At 60.0% G+C, this 21,202-nt stretch carries 24 protein-coding genes; 12 read left to right on the top strand and 12 right to left on the bottom strand.

All coding sequences use genetic code 11. The features are described from left to right. Positions 1–39 precede the first annotated feature (39 nt). Positions 40–1,587 carry a 2-isopropylmalate synthase gene (locus tag QCD60_RS15505; protein WP_279786803.1) on the bottom strand — a complete coding sequence of 516 codons (1,548 nt, stop codon included), beginning with the start codon at positions 1,585–1,587 and terminating at the stop codon, positions 40–42. 163 nt (positions 1,588–1,750) lie between these two features. Then, positions 1,751–2,431, bottom strand: a complete 681-nt coding sequence (locus tag QCD60_RS15500; RefSeq protein ID WP_279786801.1) for a DNA-3-methyladenine glycosylase — start codon at positions 2,429–2,431, stop codon at positions 1,751–1,753. 33 nt (positions 2,432–2,464) lie between these two features. On the opposite strand from QCD60_RS15500, the gene QCD60_RS15495 reads away from it, so the two are divergent. The 3 genes from QCD60_RS15495 to QCD60_RS15485 all read left to right on the top strand — a co-directional run bounded on the left by QCD60_RS15495 (position 2,465) and on the right by QCD60_RS15485 (position 4,575). Further along, a complete protein-coding gene (locus QCD60_RS15495; protein WP_279786798.1) occupies positions 2,465–3,610 on the top strand; it encodes a PatB family C-S lyase in 1,146 nt (381 codons plus the stop codon). Between the two features lie 99 nt (positions 3,611–3,709). Then, positions 3,710–4,084 carry a rhodanese-like domain-containing protein gene (locus QCD60_RS15490; protein ID WP_279786796.1) on the top strand — a complete coding sequence of 125 codons (375 nt, stop codon included), beginning with the start codon at positions 3,710–3,712 and terminating at the stop codon, positions 4,082–4,084. A 56-nt stretch (positions 4,085–4,140) separates the two neighbouring features. Next, entirely contained in the window at positions 4,141–4,575 is a 435-nt protein-coding gene (locus QCD60_RS15485) for a hypothetical protein (RefSeq protein WP_279786794.1), read from the top strand. A 24-nt stretch (positions 4,576–4,599) separates the two neighbouring features. On the opposite strand, the gene QCD60_RS15480 is transcribed toward QCD60_RS15485, so the two are convergent. From QCD60_RS15480 to ptsJ, 5 genes are all read right to left on the bottom strand, one after another. After that, positions 4,600–4,974, bottom strand: a complete 375-nt coding sequence (locus QCD60_RS15480) for a hypothetical protein (protein WP_104154442.1) — start codon at positions 4,972–4,974, stop codon at positions 4,600–4,602. Between the two features lie 26 nt (positions 4,975–5,000). After that, the gene (locus tag QCD60_RS15475) at positions 5,001–5,468 is read right to left on the bottom strand and encodes a DUF2489 domain-containing protein (protein ID WP_165838433.1); all 468 of its coding nucleotides are present in this window, start codon (positions 5,466–5,468) and stop codon (positions 5,001–5,003) included. A 19-nt stretch (positions 5,469–5,487) separates the two neighbouring features. Then, the gene (locus tag QCD60_RS15470) at positions 5,488–6,216 is read right to left on the bottom strand and encodes a DTW domain-containing protein (RefSeq protein WP_279786791.1); all 729 of its coding nucleotides are present in this window, start codon (positions 6,214–6,216) and stop codon (positions 5,488–5,490) included. Positions 6,217–6,289: 73 nt separating this feature from the next. Next, positions 6,290–6,547 carry a helix-hairpin-helix domain-containing protein gene (locus QCD60_RS15465; protein ID WP_279786789.1) on the bottom strand — a complete coding sequence of 86 codons (258 nt, stop codon included), beginning with the start codon at positions 6,545–6,547 and terminating at the stop codon, positions 6,290–6,292. A 30-nt stretch (positions 6,548–6,577) separates the two neighbouring features. Continuing rightward, entirely contained in the window at positions 6,578–7,873 is a 1,296-nt protein-coding gene (ptsJ, locus tag QCD60_RS15460) for a transcriptional regulator PtsJ (RefSeq protein WP_279786786.1), read from the bottom strand. Positions 7,874–7,967: 94 nt separating this feature from the next. On the opposite strand from ptsJ, the gene QCD60_RS15455 reads away from it, so the two are divergent. The 7 genes from QCD60_RS15455 (at position 7,968) to QCD60_RS15425 (ending at position 14,100) form a co-directional block, all read left to right on the top strand. Further along, positions 7,968–8,780, top strand: a complete 813-nt coding sequence (locus tag QCD60_RS15455) for a YggS family pyridoxal phosphate-dependent enzyme (protein WP_279786784.1) — start codon at positions 7,968–7,970, stop codon at positions 8,778–8,780. A 178-nt stretch (positions 8,781–8,958) separates the two neighbouring features. Next, positions 8,959–9,933, top strand: a complete 975-nt coding sequence (locus tag QCD60_RS15450) for a diiron oxygenase (protein ID WP_279786782.1) — start codon at positions 8,959–8,961, stop codon at positions 9,931–9,933. Then, a complete protein-coding gene (locus QCD60_RS15445; RefSeq protein WP_279786780.1) occupies positions 9,933–10,970 on the top strand; it encodes a 2Fe-2S iron-sulfur cluster-binding protein in 1,038 nt (345 codons plus the stop codon). Before QCD60_RS15450 ends, QCD60_RS15445 begins: the two co-directional genes overlap by 1 nt. A 59-nt stretch (positions 10,971–11,029) precedes the next feature. After that, positions 11,030–11,749: a glutamine amidotransferase gene (locus tag QCD60_RS15440; RefSeq protein ID WP_279786778.1), complete on the top strand. Its 720-nt coding sequence runs from the start codon at positions 11,030–11,032 to the stop codon at positions 11,747–11,749. Then, entirely contained in the window at positions 11,749–12,621 is an 873-nt protein-coding gene (gene pdxK, locus QCD60_RS15435; RefSeq protein WP_279786776.1) for a pyridoxine/pyridoxal/pyridoxamine kinase, read from the top strand. The genes QCD60_RS15440 and pdxK overlap by 1 nt, the downstream gene beginning before the upstream one ends. Positions 12,622–12,625: 4 nt before the next feature. Further along, on the top strand, positions 12,626–12,877 hold the full coding sequence (locus QCD60_RS15430) for a cytoplasmic protein (protein WP_279786774.1): 252 nt from the start codon (positions 12,626–12,628) through the stop codon (positions 12,875–12,877). Then, positions 12,874–14,100, top strand: a complete 1,227-nt coding sequence (locus QCD60_RS15425; protein ID WP_279786772.1) for an aspartate aminotransferase family protein — start codon at positions 12,874–12,876, stop codon at positions 14,098–14,100. Before QCD60_RS15430 ends, QCD60_RS15425 begins: the two co-directional genes overlap by 4 nt. Before the next feature lie 125 nt (positions 14,101–14,225). Here the strand turns inward: QCD60_RS15425 and QCD60_RS15420 are convergent, their stop codons facing one another. The 5 genes from QCD60_RS15420 to kynA all read right to left on the bottom strand — a co-directional run bounded on the left by QCD60_RS15420 (position 14,226) and on the right by kynA (position 18,606). Continuing rightward, a complete protein-coding gene (locus tag QCD60_RS15420) occupies positions 14,226–14,762 on the bottom strand; it encodes a DinB family protein (RefSeq protein ID WP_279786770.1) in 537 nt (178 codons plus the stop codon). A gap of 91 nt (positions 14,763–14,853) precedes the next feature. Then, positions 14,854–15,684, bottom strand: coding sequence for a hypothetical protein (locus QCD60_RS15415; protein WP_279786768.1), 831 nt, complete (start codon positions 15,682–15,684; stop codon positions 14,854–14,856). Positions 15,685–15,897: 213 nt separating this feature from the next. Next, positions 15,898–17,142 (bottom strand): kynureninase, encoded by a 1,245-nt coding sequence (gene kynU / locus QCD60_RS15410; protein ID WP_279786766.1) that lies wholly within the window; start codon positions 17,140–17,142, stop codon positions 15,898–15,900. Beyond that, positions 17,135–17,770 carry an arylformamidase gene (gene kynB, locus QCD60_RS15405; RefSeq protein ID WP_279786764.1) on the bottom strand — a complete coding sequence of 212 codons (636 nt, stop codon included), beginning with the start codon at positions 17,768–17,770 and terminating at the stop codon, positions 17,135–17,137. The genes kynU and kynB overlap by 8 nt, the downstream gene beginning before the upstream one ends. Positions 17,771–17,784: 14 nt before the next feature. Then, positions 17,785–18,606 (bottom strand): tryptophan 2,3-dioxygenase, encoded by an 822-nt coding sequence (gene kynA / locus QCD60_RS15400; RefSeq protein WP_279787929.1) that lies wholly within the window; start codon positions 18,604–18,606, stop codon positions 17,785–17,787. Between the two features lie 271 nt (positions 18,607–18,877). On the opposite strand from kynA, the gene QCD60_RS15395 reads away from it, so the two are divergent. Then, positions 18,878–19,777: a LysR family transcriptional regulator gene (locus QCD60_RS15395; protein WP_279786762.1), complete on the top strand. Its 900-nt coding sequence runs from the start codon at positions 18,878–18,880 to the stop codon at positions 19,775–19,777. A 67-nt stretch (positions 19,778–19,844) separates the two neighbouring features. Then, positions 19,845–21,170, top strand: coding sequence for a DASH family cryptochrome (locus QCD60_RS15390; RefSeq protein WP_279786760.1), 1,326 nt, complete (start codon positions 19,845–19,847; stop codon positions 21,168–21,170). Positions 21,171–21,202: the final 32 nt, after the last annotated feature.

Below are 21,202 nucleotides of genomic sequence, written 5' to 3'. Positions count from 1 at the left end.
GGTGAACACGTCCTTACTTCATGACGCGCTACGCGTTCCTCATACCTGAGGGTGCGCTTTCTCGCGATTGGACAGCATGATGTTCAGCGCGTTGATATAGGCCCGGGCCGAGGCAATGACGATGTCGGTATCGGCACCGTTGCCGTTGATGATGCGTCCGCCTTTCTCCAGTCGTACCGTCACTTCACCCTGCGAGTCGGTGCCGGAGGTGATGGCATTGACGGAGTAAAGCTCCAGCGTGGCGCCTGACTCGGCAATATTCTCGATGGCCTTGAAGGTCGCATCCACCGGGCCTGAACCTTCGGCCGTGCTCTTCACTTCTTCGCCACTGGCAGTCATCAGGGCGACGGTGGCCACCGGCACCTCACCGGTTTGCGAGGTGACGCTCATGTAGGTCAGGCGGAAGGCTTCGTCCATGTCTTCAGCCGCACGCTGCTCGCTGACCAGCGCCTGCAGGTCTTCATCGAAAATATCGTGTTTCTTGTCAGCCAGCTCTTTGAAACGGCGGAAGGCTTCATTCAGCTCGGCATCGGTCGCGAAGCTGATGCCCAGCTCCTCAAGGCGTGAGCGGAAGGCATTGCGGCCGGAGTGCTTGCCCAGCACCATGCGGTTGGTGTGCCAGCCGACGCTCTGGGCCGTCATGATTTCATAGGTTTCACGGTGTTTGAGCACGCCATCCTGGTGAATGCCGGACTCATGGGCAAAGGCATTGGCACCCACAATGGCCTTGTTGGGCTGCACCGGGAAACCGGTAATGGTGGAAACCAGACGTGAAGCAGGGACGATCTGCTCGGTGACAATGCCCGTGGTCAGCTGCATGGCATCGTGACGGGTGCGCAGCGCCATGACGAATTCTTCCAGCGCCGCATTACCGGCCCGCTCGCCCAGACCATTGATGGTGCATTCCACCTGACGGGCGCCGTTGGCCACCGCAGAGATGGAGTTGGAGACAGCCAGACCCAGATCATTGTGACAGTGCACAGAGATGATGGCCTGATCACTGTTGGGCACGTTTTCAATCAGGCGGCGAATGGTATGGCCAAATTCTTCCGGCAGGGCATAGCCCACGGTATCAGGGATATTGATGGTGCGGGCACCTGCGGCAATGGCTGCCTCGACGATCCGGCACATGAAATCAAACTCGGTACGGCTGGCGTCCTCCAGCGAGAACTCCACATCGTCCATCAGGTTGCGCGCACGGCGGATGGCACGTACGGCGTTTTCCACCACCTGATCCGGCTCCATCTTCAGCTTGTATTTCATGTGGATGGGCGAGGTGGCGATGAAGGTGTGAATACGTCCGGCACTGGCGCCACGCAGGGCCTCACCGGCACGGTCAATGTCGGCATCCAGCGCACGGGCCAGCGAGCAGATCCGGCTTTCCCTGACCGCATCGGCCACGGCTTTCACGGCTTCAAAATCGCCCACGCTGGCCATGGCAAAGCCTGCTTCGATCACGTCTACCTGCATCTTTTCCAGCTGCTTGGCGATACGGACCTTCTCATCACGGGTCATGGAGGCACCCGGGCTCTGCTCCCCATCACGCAGGGTGGTATCGAAAATAATTACGCGGTTGGAATCGGTCATCACGGTATCTCCACCAGTACATGCAGGGCTGTCAGGCGCGGGCCATGCGTGCAGTCTTATTGTCTGTATGAGCGTGTTTATGCAGCTGTTGCCACCACTCCCGCAAGGGGCTGCCATTATGCCTCAAACCGCAGGCAGATGCTGGCTTTAAAGCCGGCGGAGGCTACTCCGGCTCACTGACCACCAGCGGCTGCCCGGGCAGAATCTCATGGCACGGCAGCTGCGGCCGGGTCAGCGGATTCTGGGTGCAGTGACGTGCCTCGGCCCGGTCGATCAGGCGCCACAGCAGGTGTTCATCACGCCCCGGCGGAATCCCCAGACGCACGCTCTGCAACAGTGCCACCGGCGTATATCCCACATCCTCCACCCGCAGCCGCTGCGGATGCTGAGCCTGCTGATCCCACTCCCTGACGGTCAGCCCCAGTGATTTACACACCAGTGTCTGCCCTTTGCACAACCGCGCCAGAGGACGCGGCAACCCCTTGCTGTCAGGGTTAAGCACCTGCATCTGCTGCAGACTGCTGGCCGGGCTCAGGCTGTCACTCCACGGCAGTGCTGACTTGATCAGCACACCGTTGCCCTCCCCTTCGGCACTGAAGTTGAGTGAGTCTTTCCCGCGGGCGTAATAGAGATAGAGCGTGCCCGGCGCCATAAACAGCGCCTTGCGTTTTTCGGTATAGCCGAGTGAAGCATGACTGCCACGGTCACGGCGGTCATAGGCTTCGGTCTCGATAATGCGCGCCGCTAACCATTGATCACCGACACGGTGGCGAATGATTTTGCCGATCAGCGCACGCGCCAGCAGGAGCGGGGGTTGGGCGAAAAAGGAGGCTGGGAGTATCATCAGTCACAGGTAACAAGAGACAGGGAAAAGAAAATGCACAGGTTCGACAAACCGGTTAACCGCCAGGGTACTTTCAGTTCCAAATGGGACAAATACCACGGCAGTGATGTATTACCGATGTGGGTCGCCGATACCGATTTTGTGGTGCCAGGCGCCATTATCGATGCCCTCAAGCAACGTGTCGACCACGGTGTTTTTGGCTATACCCAGCCACCCACGACCCTGACCGCACTGATCGTCGAGCGCATGCAGCGTCTGTATGACTGGCAGATCGACCCGGCATGGATCGTCTATCTGCCCGGGCTGGTACCGGGGCTGCATCTGGCCTGCCGCAGTCTGGTCGGACCGGGTGGCAATGTCTTCAGCCCCAGCCCGATCTATCCTCCTTTCGTCACCGCCCCGCTGTTGTCTGAACGCCAGCTGACCAAGGTCCCCATGCAGCTGCAGGAGCAGCGCTGGGTACTGGACTTTGCCCAGCTGGAAACCGAGCTGCAGCAAGCCGGCCCCGGTGCCCTGCTGCTGTTCTGCAACCCGCACAATCCCGGCGGCACGGTGTATACCCATGAGGAACTGCTGCAACTGGGCGATATCTGTGAGCGCTACGACTGCTACATCTGCAGCGATGAGATCCACTGTGATCTGCTGCTGGAACCCGGCCTGCAGCACATACCGCTGGCCAGTCTGAATGACACCATCGCCAGACGCACCATTACGCTGATGGCGCCCAGCAAGACCTTCAATATCGCCGGTCTCGGCTGCTCCTTTGCCATCATCAGTGATGATGCCCTGCGGCAGAAATTTAACCGCGCCCGCAAAGGCATCGTCCCCGATGTCAGCCTGCTGGCCTACACCGCAGCCGCAGCGGCCTATCAGGACGGTGATGACTGGCTGCACAGCCAGCTGGGCTACCTGCGCAAGAACCGTGACTATTGTGTCGAACGCATCAACGCTATCCCCGGCCTGACGCTGCAACCCATCGAAGCCACCTACCTGGCCTGGATCGATGCCAGTGGTCTCGGGGTCGAAAACCCACAGCAGTTCTTTGAACAGCACGGCGTGGGCATGTCACCCGGTGCGGACTTCGGCAACAAGCAGTTTGTCCGCCTGAACTTTGGCTGCACCATGCATGTGCTCAAGCAGGCACTGGATCGTATCGAGCAGGCAGTCAGCCAGCGATAACACGCGGCTGGCAGGTGGCTTGAATAAGCGACCTGCCAGCCACAAGCACAACCAGTCACTGCCATCATTCATTAGCCGGCTCAGTTAAGGACAACACTTATGAAGTTTCGCCTGCCCGCCATCGCCTCCCTGCTCTGCTCGTTGCTGTTCGGAACCGCCAGCACTGCAGTGCAGGCCGAGGGCGACCCCGTCTACGCGGCCAGCATGGTCAAGCGCGGCGCGCTGGTGGTGGATGTTCGCAGCGCCGAAGAATACGCACAGGGCCATGTGCCAGAGGCCAGCCATATTCCCTACGAAGAGGTCGTCGCCCGCTTTGCCGAACAGGGCATCAGCAAAGAGCAGACAGTAGTGCTTTACTGTGCATCAGGTCGTCGTGCAGAGATTGCCCGTCAGGCACTGGAACAGGCGGGCTATCTGCATGTCATAAACGGTGGCGGATTCCGCGAATTGCGACCACGCATTCCCAGTCGCTGACATCATTCCCGTTCGCTACCCAAGGGTATCGGGCGCTCTGAGAGGAAGGTACAGACGTGAGCAGAACAATAGCGGCAGTGGTGTTCACCAGCCTGCTGACGGGGCTGTGGATAACCACCCCGGTGCTAGCCTCGAACGCCACTGGGGATAACAGCGCCATGGCCGGCAACCGCCTGACCGGTCTGCAGCTGGCCAGCAGTGACAGCGCTAAAAGCAAGTATGACCACGACCGTGCCAAACGTGAGCACCGCCGTTGTCTGGTGATTCTCGAAGGCAACACAGCAGCCAGTGTGATCGCCAGTTACCAGGATCTGGTGGCGCAGATGCAGCAACAGGGCATTGATGCCGACAGCAGTGGCAAATACTACTGCGCCAGTGACGACTATGCCGGGGACGTCGCCCGGGATCTGGCCAACGCCGACTACATCCATATTGATTACGGCGGTAACTATCAGACACTGCATCAGCAGTCAGATAGCAGCGAGCCCTGATTCGTTTGCGCCGGGCACACTGATTCAGAATTCGCGCTGCTCCAGCTCCTTGCTGCGCAGCAGTTTGACACTGCGCAGAATATGTTCAGCTCTGGCCCGCCCGGCACGGTTGTACAGGTAACCATTGAGGCCATGGGGAAACGGCGGATGGTCATCATCACCTTCCTCCAGCGCCACACAACGTACCCTGATCTGCTCCAGCTCCGGGTCATAGTGAATGGGATAGCCGAGGAACAGCTCCCACTCCTCCCGCCGGGTGTAGCCATCCACCACGCCCTGTAGTAACGCTTCCACCTTCGCCCGCGAGGGTCGGTAAGAAGGCACGCCCATATGGGTGAAGACCCACAGACACAGCAGGATAACGATCAGGGTCAGACCAAACATGGCAATAAATGGCATAGTGCTGCTCGCTCCCGCTGCCCGGCTCAGGTGGTCCAGCGCTGCGCCTGCAGATGGCTGACCGCACGCTGAATAGGCTCCTGCAGCTCGGCTTCCATCTCATCCATGGCCTTCCAGTGCACCCGGCGCTTTTTCAGCTCCAGCCGCTTGAACGCCTCCTTGCGTGGAATATGTTCCGTGCGCTGCCATACCGTCTCCAGTACCTGCAGATCAGGATGCTGCAGCAATTCAGGGAAGGTATTGTCGAGCAGTCCCTTGAGTCGCAAGCAACCTTCTGTCAGCTCACATTGCCCGTCACGCATCGCCGAGGTGATCACCCGCACGCTCTCGATAACATAGGCGCGCTGCTCTTCCACCTGCTTCAGCAGCGCCTGTTCAGCTTCCTTCTGTGCCGCCACCCGCTGGCGGTCATCACGCCAGAGTTTGAGCACCACTGGCAGCAGTACCACGATCAGTACCAGCCCCAGCACGGTCAGAATTGTCGTTAACGTCATACTTACCTCAATGCTCCGTTCACGCCTGCTGCGCCAGCAGCCACTGCCGGCTGGCTTCAGCATCGTCCTGATGGGTGCCCCGACGCCCCGCCAGATAGTGCACGTTGAATACATGGAAATAGTGCGCCAGTACTTCAGCTGCGGGCTCGCCGGCCAGCTTCAGTAATTCGATGCCCACTTCCGCAGTACACAGATGGCTTTCCTCTGCTGCTTCACGCAGGCCGTAACCTGAGCTGCGCTCGGGAGTAAAACTGATCAGCGGCAGCGACTGCAGCCACTTGCTGTGACGAAACATCCTCCGCGCCTGACGCCAGGTGCCATCCAGCAGAATGAATACCGGTGTTTTCTCTGCCTGACGCTGGAACGGCAGCAGTCGTGCCTGATCCTCAGGTTCGTCAGCAGGAAACACCAGATAGGGTTGATAACGCTCATCCGCCAGACGTTCAAGCAATGCGGCCGGCGGATCAATACGGCTCCACTCGAATACTTCGGTGGTGGGCAGGACGTCAGCAATCAGTCGCCCGGTATTGGAAGGTTTGAACAGCTCATCATGATGCATGATCAGCCAGAACTCGCAGTCAGCCGCCACAGCGGCTTTATATGCACAAATACAGCCTTGCTCTGGCAACTGGCACGCCTGACAGCGACGCACATTGGCACCACGGGCATTAAAAGGCTTACGGGGCACATCGGCAGGCACCGATGCCGCAGGATGGTATTTGAGCATGATGGATAAGGTCGTCGGCAAACAAAGCCGCCTATGATAGTCGTGGCCGCCGACGGGGGCAATTTACGCCTCGGTCAGCGTCCCTGCGCCACGCTCATTCCGCCACAAGCACGTCCTGAGTTGCCCGTTGTGCCCTGGCAATGGCAGCCTCGACCGCCCCTCGCGCCTGCGGGCTGTTTTTCCAGCATGAGCTGCCCAGCATCGCAGCGACCTGTTCCAGTATCTGCTGGCTGTCACACCCGGCCAGCTGAGCCAGCGACGCGATCCCCAGCGCCTCAAAGCGCTGTATCACCGTGCCACCGACACCTTTAACCGCCAGCAGTACCTGCCGTTCTTCTGCACTGAAAGGCATTTCCTTCTCCTCGGTAGAGTCTGGTGCAGACTAGCCCAGACAAGCCCTGATATCTTCCGCCAGCTTGTGTGCCTGCGGTTCATCCAGTGTTGCAATGGTCAGACGTAACCCTGCCACGGCCTCATCCAGACAGAACGGTTCGCTGTTACGCACCAGCCAGCCCCGACGTGCCAGGGCATGAGCCAGAGGCTGCGCCTCTTGCTGCAAAGGTAACCACAGATTCAGCCCATCACAGCTGGCAGGCACCTGCAAACCGTGCTGCTGCAATGCCTGACGCAGCCACTGCTGCCTTTGCGCGTAATCGGCTTTTGCCCTGCTGATCTGCGGCTCAAACAGCGGTGAAGTCAGACTGGCCAGCACCACATCCTGTAAGAGATGGCTGATCCAGTTGGTACCACTGACCAGCCGCAGACGCAGTCTTCGCGAGGTCTGGGCATCGCTGCACACCAGCGCCAGCCGCATGTCCGGCCCCAGCACCTTGGACACCGAGCGAATCAGGGCCCAGCGCTCTGCCGAAGCAGGAATGACCGAGTGATAGGGCTGGCTGGATAACAGCGCAAAATGATCATCGACGATGATCAGTACATGGGGGTACTGCGCCAGCAAAGCCTGCAACTGTGCCGCCCGCCCGGCACTGAGGCTGCAGCCTGTCGGATTGTGTGCCCGTGGTGTCAGCACTACCGCCTGCGCGCCGGCTTCCAGCGCAGCAGCCAGCCCCGCAGGGCACATCCCTTCACTGTCGACAGCCACCCCCACAGGCACCAGCCCCACGACCCGCAACGTATTGATGCTGCTGAGAAAACAGGGGCTTTCCACCACCACCTTGTCACCGCCAACCAGCTCCGCCGCCAGCAACCGCTCGACCGCATCGACCGCCCCGTGAGTCAGATTGATCTCGCCTGCGGCTGGGCAATCCGGTTCCATCCAGCGGCGGCCGTACGCTTCCAGCTCGGCATTTACCGTGGGCTCACCGTACAGCCGGGGGCGGTATGGTCGCTGCGCCAGAGCGGCGGCCACATCCGGCAACCACTGGGGGTTGGGGTTGCCGCTGGCAACATCCATCAGGGGTGACCCCTGCACCCCGCCCTCGCGCTCCACCATGTTTTCCGTGTGACGAATCAGCGTCCCCAGCCGCCCCTGACTAACAGCAATGCCTGCCGCAACCAGACGCTTGTAGGCGGCAGCGACGGTATTGCGGTTGACCTCAAGCGCAACAGCCAGATCGCGGACGGGAGGGAGTGCGTCGCCCGGCTGTAAAGCCTTTGAACGCGTCATGAGCCGAATGCAGTCAAAGATTTCGGCAGCGGTTTTTCCAGCTATTTTCATTTTGTCCTATGACAATATATACTTCGCACTGTGACAAAACGCAGCATAGTGCGTTTACCTCTATCACGCCACTCCACAGCAAAGGGACTGAACGGTGAGTGAATCAAATATCGCTGAAGTTCTGGATACGCAGCCACAGCATGACCTGCACGGCCGCTATCCCAAGGCCCACAGCGTTGCCGACTTCCAACACAATCTGGCTACCGTGCAACAACGTATCGCCAGCGCCTGTGCCCGGGTTGGCCGCTCGCCGCAGGAAGTCAGGCTGCTGCCCGTCAGCAAGACCATGGACGAAGCCAGTATACGCCTCGCCTATGCCGCAGGATGTCGGCAATTAGGGGAAAACAAACCACAGGAAGCCCATCGTAAATGGCAGAACCTCTCTGAGCTGACTGACGTGCAGTGGTCTGTCATCGGCCATCTGCAGACTAACAAAGCCAAGCTGGTTGCCCGCTTTGCCAGCGAATTTCAGGCTCTCGACAGCCTGCGTCTGGCCGAAGCGCTGGACCGCCGCCTGCAGCTCGAAGGCCGCCAGCTGGATGTATTCGTACAGGTCAACACCTCGGGCGAAGCCAGTAAATATGGTCTGGCACCGGATGAGGTAGCCGACTTTCTTCAGGCACTGCCGCAGTTTTCCCATCTCAGAGTCAGAGGACTGATGACGCTGGCACTGCTGTCAGCAGAAGGCGAGCGCGTCAGAACCTGCTTCCGCCTGCTACATACCCTGCGTGACCAGCTGCAAGCAGATACCCCGCCCGGCGTAAGCCTTAACGAGCTGTCGATGGGCATGTCCGGCGACTTTGAAATTGCCATTGAAGAAGGCGCCACCGTGGTACGGGTAGGCCAAGCCATTTTCGGTGCCCGCGCGCTGCCAGACAGCTATTACTGGCCGGGAGGTGAGCAGTAAAACAGGGTCATGATCCGCTGGCTTTAAATCGTTACACCAACTGAGCACATAACTAAAACGAACGATTCAACTCCCCGTATCGCCGTCTTATTCAGGAGCGAGACGACCGCTACGACGGAATTGACCACCGCGCCTTGCCCGCCAACGCGCGTCAATTACAGCTAACAGGATGAACAACATGGAACAGTTCAGCATTTCTCAGGAAGATGCCGTGCAAAAGATGCTGCAGAAGCTGACCACCCTCTGGCGCACCCGTGCAGCGGTCAATCAGGATATTCCGGTCTATGCCGAGCTGGCATTCGATGCCAGCAAGCGTGATTTCAGTGAATCCCTGCTCCCCTTTCGTGATCATGATGCCTGGCTTCAAGCTCCTGAAGCCATCCGGTCTGCGTGCCTGTCCTATGCCTGGGGCATTTATAACCTCAAGACCATCTACATCGAATGTGATGTGGTGACACCGGCCTGCGAAGACATCATCAAGACGCCGCCCGCCAGCAACAACCGCGCCCTGTTGCAGGATGTCATGTCTGAGGCATTGCTGGATGAAGCGTTGCACACACGCATGTCCGTCATGGCCTGTAATTACATCTATGACCACCGCCAGCTGGTACCGCTGGATTTCACCGACTTCAATCTGGTGCAGTGGCGGCGCCAGCAACTGACGTCCTGCGGCGCCGAGTGGGAACGTCGCCTGACCCGTTTTGCCATCGCCTGCGCCAGTGAAACGCTGATCACCGACTATCTGAAAACCATGGCGGAAGATACCTCCATCCAGCCCATCTGCCATGAGGTCACCCGTACCCATGCAGTGGATGAGTGGAGCCACTCCAGCGTCTTCAGCTTCTCCGCGATGGACATTATTCGCGGCCTGAGCGAGAAGGAGCGGGAGTACTTCCGCCGCACGGTGCGTAAGACCGTAGAGATGTTTGCCAACAATGAGCTGGGCGCCTGGCAGGCAGTGTTTAACCTGATTGGCATGCCGCATGGCGCAGACATTCTCCACGACACCGGCGACAGCAATGAGGTCGGTGTGTATACCGACTCGGTTGAGCGTCTGATTGACCGTATCGGCCTGTCCGGTGCCGCCAGCACCCTGTCGCTCCCGAGCCATACAGCGGCGACTGGCCGACATGGCAAGGGGATGACGCTGTGATGCCGACCGTTCAAGCACGCTGCGAAAGCTCATCCCTGAAAACCGACGATGTCAGGCTGTTCAGGCTGAAGCTGGAGAACTCGCCAGTGCGGCAGGCGATATCGGCAGGTCAGCACATCACCCTCGTCTACCCGGATCTGCAGGGCCGTCCGCAACGGCGCCTGTATTCTGTGATCCGTACCACAGGAACAGACACGATAGAGATTGCCGTCCAGCGGACGGGCAAGCAGGGCCTGTCCGACAGCCTGCATGCCACCCTCAGGGCGGGGTCTGTACTGGCGGTAGAAGGCGTCAGCGGCAGCATCACCGTCGACCGCATCAAGGATGCACGTCAGGTACTGATGGTGGCCGCCGGGATCGGTATTACGCTGCCAATGGCCCTGCTCAATGCTCTGGCTGAGCGTGACGATGCCGGCCTGCCCGTCCCTGCTATCAGACTGATACTGTGCGCGCCCTATGTGGTGAGCATTCCCTTCCTGCATGAGTTGCTGCAGCTGAGCCTGACTCGTCGCTGGTTTCACTTCGATGCCTACATCACCCGCGAGCCGATCCTCAGCCACAGCCAGTTTCACTCTGGCCGGCCAACTGCGGCAGCGTTCGAGCTGGAACAGGCACCCGAGACGGTGATCGCCTGCGGCGGCTTTGCCTTTGCTCACGCCATCCGTGAGCACATCAGCCAGCGTTATCCCGACAGCCAGTTACTGCTGGAGGCCTTTACTGCGCCGACGCGCGATGAACCGTCCGCGCAGAGTGCTAAGGACAGCGGGATCACCCTGCAACTGACCCGCTCCGAGCAGCATGTCAGCGCCGACCCAAGCCTGTCGTTACTCGACAACCTGCAACTCCACGGCATCCCGATCAAAAACCAGTGCCGCTCCGGGATCTGTGGCAGCTGCCGGGTCCACGTCAGCGGCGAGGTGCATCGCGAGCCGGATTTCTGTCTGGACGAGCAGGACAAGGCACAGGGGTACGCTCTGGCCTGCTGCACCTTTCCGCGTGCCGGGCACATCATCGTTGATCCGGGCATCAGCCATTAATCAGCCATGCCACGGCCAATCGCCGTGGCTCAATACAGCCATACATTAGGGATTGATCTATGAAGTCTGTCGTTGCGTTGCGCCATCTGCAGTTTGAAGACCTCGGTACTCTGGAACCCCTGCTGCAGGAGCAGGGCTATCAGGTGACCTATGTGGACGCCACTCAGGCCAATCTGGCCCGTCTGGATGCCATCGGCCCCGACCTGCTGGTCATCCTCGGTGGGCCGGTGGGTGCCTTTGACGATGATACCTACCCCTTCATTGCCGAGGAGGCAGCACTGGTCAAGACCCGTCTGCAAAGCCGCCGGCCACTGCTGGGCATCTGTCTGGGTGCACAACTGATCGCACGGGTACTGGGCGCGACGGTCTCTCCCATGGGTTACAAGGAAATCGGCTTTGCTCCACTCAGCCTCACGACAGCCGGTCTCAACAGCCCGCTGGCGGCACTGGGCGACATCCCGGTACTGCACTGGCATGGCGATCAGTTTGAAATTCCGCAGGGGGCGACACGTCTGGCAGGCACTGAGTGTTGTCCCAATCAGGCCTTTGCCTATGGCCGCAACGTGCTGGGTTTGCAGTTCCATCTGGAAGCCGATCCCAGCCGCATCGAACAGTGGCTGGTCGGTCATGCCAACGAAATCGGTCAGGTGGGTATCGATCCACGCCAGCTGCGAGCCCAGGCACAGCCGTTGAAAGGCGCACTGGAGCGGGTAGCGCGTGAAGCCATGTCCGCCTGGCTGGAGCACACCGTCATTGACGCTCCCGAAGCGGTGCTGTGATGGCGACCTCTCCACACGCGACTGACACCGCCAGCAGGAGTGCCAGACCGCTGCCGCTGGATGTGGTGTCGGTACAGTCGCAGGTGGTCTACGGGCGCGTTGGCAACAACGTCGCCCTGCCCACCCTGCACAGCCACGGGCTGAACGCGACCAGTGTGCCGACGGTGCTGTTCAGCAACACCCCGCACTATCCCAGCGTGCATGGCGGCGCCGTCGCCAGCGACTGGTTCAACGGCTTTCTGCGCGACCTGATCGCCCGCGACGCCCTCGGTCAGCTGCAGGCAGTGCTCTGTGGCTATCTGGGCAGCCCGGCTCAGGCAACCCTGCTGGCCCGCTGGCTGGCAGACATTCGCCTGCTGCGACCTCAGGCTCTGGTCGTCATAGACCCGGTGCTGGGTGATCACGACTGCGGCAATTACGTCGCCCCCGGCATGGTCGAGGCCTACCGCCAGCATGTGCTGCAACAGGCCACCGGACTGACCCCCAACGGCTATGAACTGGCCTGTCTGACCGGGCTGCCCACCGCCACCTGGCCGCAGGTACAGACGGCCGCAAGACAGCTGCTGCAGACCAGTGGTGCACAGTGGATCGTGGTGACCAGTGCGGCTCCCGAGGAGTGGCAACCCGGCGAAATGTGGGTAGCCATCGTCACCCCGGACCGTGCCGAGGTGATCCGTCACCCGCGTCTCGACTGCTATCCCAAAGGCACGGGTGATCTGTTCTGCGCCAGCCTGACGGCGCGTCTGCTGCATCAGGTGCCGCTGCACGAAGCCGTCAGCCGGGCCTGCGATATCGTGCTTGGCGCCCTGCAGCTGACCGCCAGCCAGCAGTCTGCCGAATTACTTCTTCCCACCTACCCGTTATCAGGATGACAACATGAGCGTCTACCGCCTGGTGATTCACCGTCATGGCAAACTGCTGGGCCACTTCGAGTCCGGCACCCCCTGGGCAGAACAGGCCATCATGGAAGTGGCCGCACTGTTTCCCGACGCTGCCGGATTTCAGCTCAGCGCGCAGAAATCCATCGAGGAGCGCCGGCTGCTGGCCAGTGGCCCGGAAGGCGTGCAGATAATCCATGCCGAACATACCTTTACCCCGCTGGAGCTTGCTGCAGGGTCACCGACATGAGCCACTCTCATCTGATGCCTGCCTATGCCCGGCAGGCCGTTACCTTCTCCCACGGCGAGGGCGCCTGGCTGTGGGATGAACAGGGCAAGCGTTATCTGGATGCGGTGGCAGGCATCGCCGTCACCAATCTGGGCCACAGTCATCCGGCGATCACCGCTGCCATCAGCGAGCAGGCCGGGCAGTTGCTGCACTGTTCCAACCTCTATGGCATCCGCTGGCAGGAGCGGCTGGGCGAGCGGTTGTGTCAGCTCGCCGGCATGGACAGCGTGTTCTTCTGCAACTCAGGTTCAGAAGCCAATGAAACGGCGCTGAAACTGGCCCGCCTGCATGCCACCCGCAAACAGGTCAGAGCACCGCAGATTCTGGTCATGGAGAACAGTTTCCATGGCCGTACCCTGGCTACCCTCGCCGCCACCGGCAACCCTGCCGTACATCATGGTTTCTTCCCGCTGATGCCGGGTTTTATCCGTGTGCCCTATGACGATATCGCGGCCGTGCAGGCGGCAGCGCAGGAGCATCCCGGCATCGTTGCCGTGCTGGTCGAGCCGGTACAGGGGGAAGGCGGTGTGCGGGTGGCAGGCAGTGACTATCTGCAGGCACTGCGCACCCTTGCCGATGAGCAGGACTGGCTGCTGATGATCGATGAAGTACAGACCGGTATGGGCCGCACTGGCCGGTGGTTTGGTTTTCAGCACGCAGGCATCCAGCCCGATGTCATCACGCTGGCCAAGGGCCTGGGCAATGGCTTTCCCATCGGAGCCTGTCTGGCCAGTGGCAAGGCGCATGGTCTGATGATGCCCGGCCACCACGGTTCCACCTTCGGTGGTAATCCCCTGGCCTGCCGGGTGGGATGTAAAGTGGTGGAGCTGATGGAGCAGGACAGCATCATCCCTCAGGCGGAGCGCAGTGGTCAGCGGCTACTTGACACCCTGCAGGAGGTACTGATGGAGCTGCCCGGTGTGGTTGCAGTCAGAGGCCACGGGCTGCTGGTCGGCATTGAGCTGGACCGGCCCTGCAAAGAGCTGGTCGCCCGCGCACTCGGCGATGAGCAACTGCTGATTTCGGTCACCCGTGACAAGGTGATCCGTTTGTTGCCCGCGCTCAACTGCACCGCTGCCGAACTGGACGAGATCGCCTTGCGGGCCATTCGTCTGGTACAGGGCTGGTCACAGCGACAGTATGGCCTGATTGGCTCCATCGCCGAGGATGCCTGTCTGGCCTGAGCAAGCCGAGAACCTGTCGGCCCAGGCCAGCAGCAGTAAAGACAGTCCGACGGGTGCCTGGGCATGGGTGCCAATCAAGGCATCCTTGCCCGCGGTGTACCTTGGTATGCGGCTACTGGCCTGTGCTATTCAAACTCAGGTACCAGTGCCAGCAGGTCGGTGATACCAACATCAATACCGACCTGACTGAGCAGCGTGGTGACCTGCCCACGGTGATGAGTCTGGTGATTGTAGAAATGCTGAACCAGATAGCCGAACTGCTTTTCAAACAGCTGCTGTTTGCTGTTGCGGTAACGCAGCGGCGCCAGATAGTGGCTGTCATCCGCCTCCTGACTGAAGGCAATGATGAGGTTATCCCGCATGCGCCGTGCACCATAGAGCTCTTCAAGAGTGTCATAGAGTGCCGCATCCAGACTGCCGGGCGTCGGTATATCCAGCATGGGCTGCAGTGACTCCAGGGTCTGGCCATGTCTGGCAAAGCGCTGCAGCCACAGGGTGTCACCGACCAGAATGTGATTGAGAGTGCCGAGGATAGAACCAAAGAAAGCACCGCGATCCAGCATCAGCGAATAGTTATCAAGCTGAGCAGCGGCCTCATACAGCTGATCGTTCATCCACTGGTTGTAGTGGGCCATCAGTTCAAAGTGATGTTTGAGAGACATCGGGCTGTTCCTTGCCGGTAGGACATGTCACTGGAGTCTAGCAGCCTGCAAGGGTTAACGCAGTGCAGAGGTGGCAGCAAAGACGCGTGCTTCAGGTACGCGCCAGTACCAGCCCCTGTGGAATCAAGAGGTCGAACACATCCTGCTCCAGCCCCTGCAGCTGACCAAGATTGATCATGGCCAGCGCCGACAGGCAGATAAACTCCTCCTCACTGTCCCCTGCCCGCCCCAGCGCCCAATGATGATGTACGGCCAGTTGCCCCATCACACCGGCGTTAAACATCGCCGCATCAGCACTGAAAATACCCAGCAGCGCCCAGCACATCGCCAGCAGGCCGCGATAGCAGAACAGATACTGACGATCAGTCCGGCTGCTGCCGATGGCCTGTCGGAGCAGAGCACTCCCCTGACTACCCTGCCCCTCCAGCCACAGCAGCAGAACACTCAGTATGACTCCGGCCAGCCTGTTAAGACCAACCTGTCCGGCCTGCGCCTGCTGCAAGCAGATCAACTGTCGGGCCAGTGCCATATCCCCGGCCGCCAGAGCACAGACCACCAGCCGCAGGCAGTCGCATGCGGAGACGGACTGCGCCTGCTGCGTGGCCTGACTAAGTGCCTGCCGACCATAATGACAGGCACGCAGCCAGTAACTGCGCGCCATATCCCAGTCGCCGATCAGTGCATAACCGGTACCCAGCGCCTCAGCATCCAGCGAGGTGGCCAGCAGCATCACATGACCATCCTGCAAGGCGGCCCGATGTACTGTCAGCTGGTGCTGGGCATCACGCATCCAGCGGGTGACCTGACTCAGGGTCGGCGACAACCGCTGCCCCATTGCCGTCGTGGTATGACCTTGCCCAGCCGCCTCACCGGGTAACCAGCAACGCAGTAAGGCAGAAAGGGAAGAAGGAGCATCGGCCATGAAATCGGTATCCTGCAGCAGGCGCGGTGGTGAAGGTGTCACCAGACCTTAACAATACAGTCACATTGGTAACGCTGAACCGCATACAGTTCCAGCTCAGCTGGGTATCAGTCGCTTTCCAGAAGACAGATACCGCCCCTGTGCCATGCTGATTCGACAGACAGCCTGCTCACATCAAGGTGAGCAGGCAAGCAGTCGTTAACCGCTCGCGGATCAGGTGACCTTGGTACGCACCTGATAATCACTATGCTGCCACTGGCCTGTGGCCATGATGTCAGCCAGCACCTCCACCGCATCCCAGATATCCACGTAACGCAGGTACAGCGGGGTAAAGCCGAAGCGCAGAATGTCCGGTGCACGGAAGTCACCGATCACCCCACGGGCAATCAATGCCTGCATGATGGCGTAACCCTGCTCATGGCGCAGCGATACCTGACTGCCACGCTGGGCAGAATCCTTGCTGGAAACCAGGGTAAAACCCAGCCCCTGCAGGCGCTGCTCGACCAGTGCGATGAACAGCTCACCCATCTTCACCGACTTGGCACGCACCTTGGTCATATCCGCTGCCACCATCAGATCGACACCGACCTCCAGTACCGAAGCACCAATAACACTGGTAGTACCGCACAGAGTACGTTCAATGCCAGGGGCAGGCTCGTAGTCATCACGCATGGCGAACGGATTGGCATGGCCGAACCAGCCGCTCAGTGGCTGTTGCAGGGTCGCCTGATGGCGGCGAGCAACAAACAGAAACGCAGGCGCACCGGGGCCACCATTGAGGTACTTGTAGCCACAGCCAATGGCAAAGTCAGCGCCGACGCCGTTCAGATCCACCGGCACGGCACCGGTACTGTGGCTCAGATCCCACAGAATCAGTGCCCCTTTTTCATGGGCACGGGCAGTGAGCGCCGCCATATCGAACATGCTGCCGCTCTTGTAGTGCACATGGGTCAGAACCACGACCGCCGTATCTTCATCAATAGCCTCCAGCAGCTGCTTACGCTCGACGGTATGCAGCTGCACCCGGCCATCACTGAACTGCTCCACCCCCTGCAGGACATACAGGTCCGTCGGGAAGTTGCCCGGCTCGGAAATGATCTTGCTGCGCCCCGGTTGCATCCGCACCGCAGCGGCAGCCAGTTTGAACAGGTTGACGGAGGTGGAGTCACAGACGATGACTTCACCTTCATCAGCGCCCACCAGACGGGCAATCTTGTTACCCAGACGCTGGGGCAGGTCGATCCAGTGGTTGATATTCCAGCTGCGGATCAGGTCATTGCCCCACTCACGCCCTACTACATCCTGCGCTCGCGCCAGTGCCTGCTTAGGCATTACGCCCAGTGAGTTGCCATTCATGTAGATCAGGTTGTCAGGCAGGTGAAACTGTTCGCGGAATCCCGCCAGCTCGTCATCCTGATCCCAGCGCTGTAAAAGTTCGCGGTTCAGTTGCTCAGTCACGTTCAATACTCCTCAGTAAGGCTCGGACCGGAGACGCGTCCAGACCGCTCAGTTTTAAAGGGGGGGCAATCAGTTCGTAGTGGCCTGCTGGCACATCGTCCAGCACCAGACCTTCCAGAATCGCCATGCCATGGCGGCGTACCGTATGGTGCGCATCCAGTGTTTTTGACTGTTCAGGGTCAATAGAGGGGCTGTCGATACCGATCAGACGGGCACCACGAGCTGCCAGCAGTTCAATCGTGGCAGCGGCGATAGCAATAAAGTCGGAATGCCATTGCTGATGCGGAAACTGCTTGTAAGTACGCAGCAGTACGCGCTCGACATGCTCAGGCAGCTGCGCCTCGATATCTGCAGGCTCAACCAGCCCGCGGGCATGCCGCACATCCAGCAGCAGACAGGGACCGATGTAGGTATCCAGCGCCACCGCATCGATCGCCAGCCCCTGCGGATCATAGTGCAGCGGTGCATCGGCATGGCTGCCACTGTGGGTGGAGAAGCCCACCTTAGCAACATTCACCGGGCAGCCGCCTTCCAGTATCCAGGTACGGTCAGCCTGATACTCGGTATCCCCCGGCCACACCGGCAGACCTGTGCGCAGCGTCTGGGAAATATCCCAAATTCGTGACATGCAATGCCCTCGCCTCAGATGGCTGTGCGCACTGCCCACAGTTCCGGGAAGAACTGCAGATCCAGCGCCTTGACCAGATAGCTGACACCGCCGGTACCACCGGTGCCACGTTTGTAGCCGATGATGCGTTCAACGGTTTTCATGTGACTGAAGCGCCAGCGCTGGAAGTTGAACTCCATATCCACCAGCTTTTCCGCCAGCTCGTACAGATCCCAGTGCGCGGCGGTATTACGGTAGATTTCCAGCCAGATCGCCTCGACGTCGGCACTGGCCTGATAGGGCTGTGACCAGTCACGCTGGACATGGCTGTCAGGGATAGCAAAGCCACGTTTACGCAGCAGCTTCAGCACTTCGTCATAGATACTGGGTGCCTGCAGCACGTCGGTCAGATGCTGATAGTGACGGGCATGGCCCCGGTGCGCCTCGATCATGCTGGCATTCTTGTTGCCCAGCAGAAACTCCAGCTCACGGTACTGGTAGGACTGGAAGCCAGAGCTCTGCCCCAGCTCATCGCGGAAGCTGGCATAGTCGGCCGGCGTCATGGTCACCAGCACTTCCCAGGCGCTGATCAGCTGATCCTGAATACGTGCTACCCGGGTCAGCATCTTGAAGGCCGGGCGCAGATTATCGGCACGGATATGGGCCACGGCGCCGTAGGCTTCATGCAGACACAGTTTCATCCACAGCTCGGCAGCCTGATGGATGGTGATAAACAGCATCTCATCGTGCTGGGTGGAACGAGGGTGCTGGCAATTGAGCAGTGGCCCCAGGCTCAGGTACTGACCGTAGCTGATGTCCTGATCCCAGTGCACCTGTTCATCGGCCAGATCGACCATGGCGGCTTTCTGCTCGCCACTGGCACCTCCGCCCTGCCCATGCTCAGAGACAGGGCTGGAATGACTGTATGGGCAACCCATGTTGATGCTCCCGGTTCTGCACCGCCAGGGGCTAAGCCTGGAGGGCGTTGTTTTGTTGTTGTCAGATAGCGCGCCGAACACGAGCACCATCTTCCTGTGCTATTGAGAGGCGAGTTTACTGAGGGGGTTTCACTCTGTACATTTCATAAAACTGCGCATTTTTATGAATTTTTTTGGCAGGAACAGCGCCATGAGCATCAAACTCACCACCCGTCATATGCAGATGATTCAGGCGCTGTCAGAGTCAGGCAGCGTATCCGAGGCGGCAGAACAGATTGGTGTCACCCAGTCTGCCCTCAGTCATCGTATCCGCGAGGCGGAGCGACTGGTCGGCACCGCGCTGTTCTACCGGCATAACAAGAAGCTGGTGCCCACCAGCGCCGGTAACCGCCTGCTGCACTCGGCTCAGGTGATTCTCGGTGAGCTGGAACGGGCAGAGAACGACATCAGCAAACTGACGGTGGGGATCGAACATGTGATTCGCATCGGTCTTGAGAGCCACAGTGGCTGCCACTGGCTGCCGGGCTTTCTGCGCCAGTTCCAGCTCAGCCATCCCAGCGTCAGCATCGAGATTATCCCCGATGTCTCGCTGGCTCCCCTCAAGGCACTGCGTCAGGGCCATATTGATCTGACCCTGATTTCCGGCCGGGTCGCGGAAGGGTTTCGCACCCTGCCGCTGTTTACCGATGAGATGATGGCATTGCTGCCTGCGAACCACCTTCTGGGCCAGCACAGCTGGCTGAGCGTGGAGGACATCGTGGCCGAGCCCTACATCGCTTATCACACCACACCAGACAAGGGCCGGGAGTATGAACAGCTGTTCAGCCGCTATCAGCGCCTGCCCAGCCGGGTGATTCGAGCCGGGATGACCGAAGCCGTGGTGGAATTTGTGCGTGAAGGGCTCGGCATCACCATCATGCCCAGCTGGACCGCCGCCCCCTACCTCCGACAGGGAGGCTTGCAGCAGCGACGGGTTACCGAGCAGGGCCTGTTTATTGACTGGCAGGTGGTGATGCGCCACGACGAAGCCAGTAACAGCCCGGTGGTCACTTTTGCCCGGCAGATGAAGAAACTGCTGGCACGCCGCTGACGGGCACGGGCGGTGATCCATCGCCGGCGGGGCTCGTAAACAACCCGAACGCCATGAATGTAACGCCATGTCTGACTCTCTGCCGACCACAGGGCTGCTGTGGTTCCGACACGATCTGCGCCTGCACGATAACCCTGCCCTGTGGCAGCTGACTCAGCGTTGCCAGCAGCAGGCCTGCGTATATGTGGTCGATCCTCGCTGGCGTGATCCCGGCCCGTTTGGCTGTTGCCCGCTGGGCCCACATCGAGCCCGCTTTCTGCTCGACAGTCTGGAAGACCTGCATCAGCAACTGCAGCGGCGGGGGCATTCGCTCTGGCTGCTCTGCGCTGAGCCCGTCGGGGCACTCCGCCAGCTGTGCCAGCTCAGGCCGATGGATCTGCTCGGCTGCAATCATCACCCCGGCGTCTACGAACAGCAGCAGTACCGGCACCTGCTTGATCAATGGCCATCAGAGTGCCTCCTCGGTGACGCTGCCCATACCCTGTTCAGTCGCCAGCAACTGCCCTTTGCCCTGCCTGCCCTCCCCGTTTCCTTTACTCCCTTTCGCCAGCAGGTAGAGCAGCATCCGCTGCCCGATACCGTACTGCCCGAACCGGTGCGCTGGCCGGAACCACTGTCGCTCAGCCCACTGGCACACCCCTTCCGGCGTGAACAGCTGACGCGCTGGCTCAAGCTCGAAGAGAAGGAAGACCGCAACCCCTTTCAGGGCGGTGCCAGTGCCGCACAAGCCCAGCTGCACGATTATCTGCTCGGGCATCAGCAGGTCAGGCACTACAAGCAGACCCGCAATGAGCTGTGCGGATGGGGCAACTCCTCCAGACTGTCACCCTGGCTGGCCAACGGCTGCCTGTCCGCTCGTCAGGTGCTGGCAGCGCTGCACCAGCATGAAGAACGCTACGACAGGAATGATTCCACATACTGGCTGAGCTTTGAGTTACTGTGGCGGGAATATTTCCAGTGGGTACTGGAGAAGCACGGGGCGCGTCTGTTTGCCCCCTCCGGCCAGCAGGGTAAAGTACTGACGGGTCGCCATGAGCCTCAGCGCTTTCAGCAGTGGTGTCAGGGCCAGACAGACTATCCGCTGGTGAACGCCTGCATGAAGGAACTACTTCATACCAGCTGGCTGTCCAATCGCGGCCGGCAGCTGGTAGCCAGCTGTCTGGTCAACGAACTGCAACTGGACTGGCGCTATGGTGCGGCGTGGTTTGAGCAGCAGCTGCTGGACTTTGATGTCGCCAGCAACTGGGGTAACTGGCAGTATCTGGCCGGTGTCGGTAACGACCCACGTGGTCAGCGCCACTTCAATCTGACCAAACAGGAAGAGCTGTATGATCCGCTGCAGCACTATCAACAACGCTGGCTCGGCGGAGCCCTCGGCCCTGAATCTGAGTGATGAAGAATCTGCAGAAAGCATAAAGGCTGCCA

The organism is Pokkaliibacter sp. MBI-7 (assembly GCF_029846635.1).
Taxonomy (GTDB): Bacteria; Pseudomonadota; Gammaproteobacteria; order Pseudomonadales; family Balneatricaceae; genus Pokkaliibacter.
The sequence above is the reverse complement of the archived record's forward strand: the minus strand, read 5'-3'. Positions and strand labels throughout refer to the sequence as shown.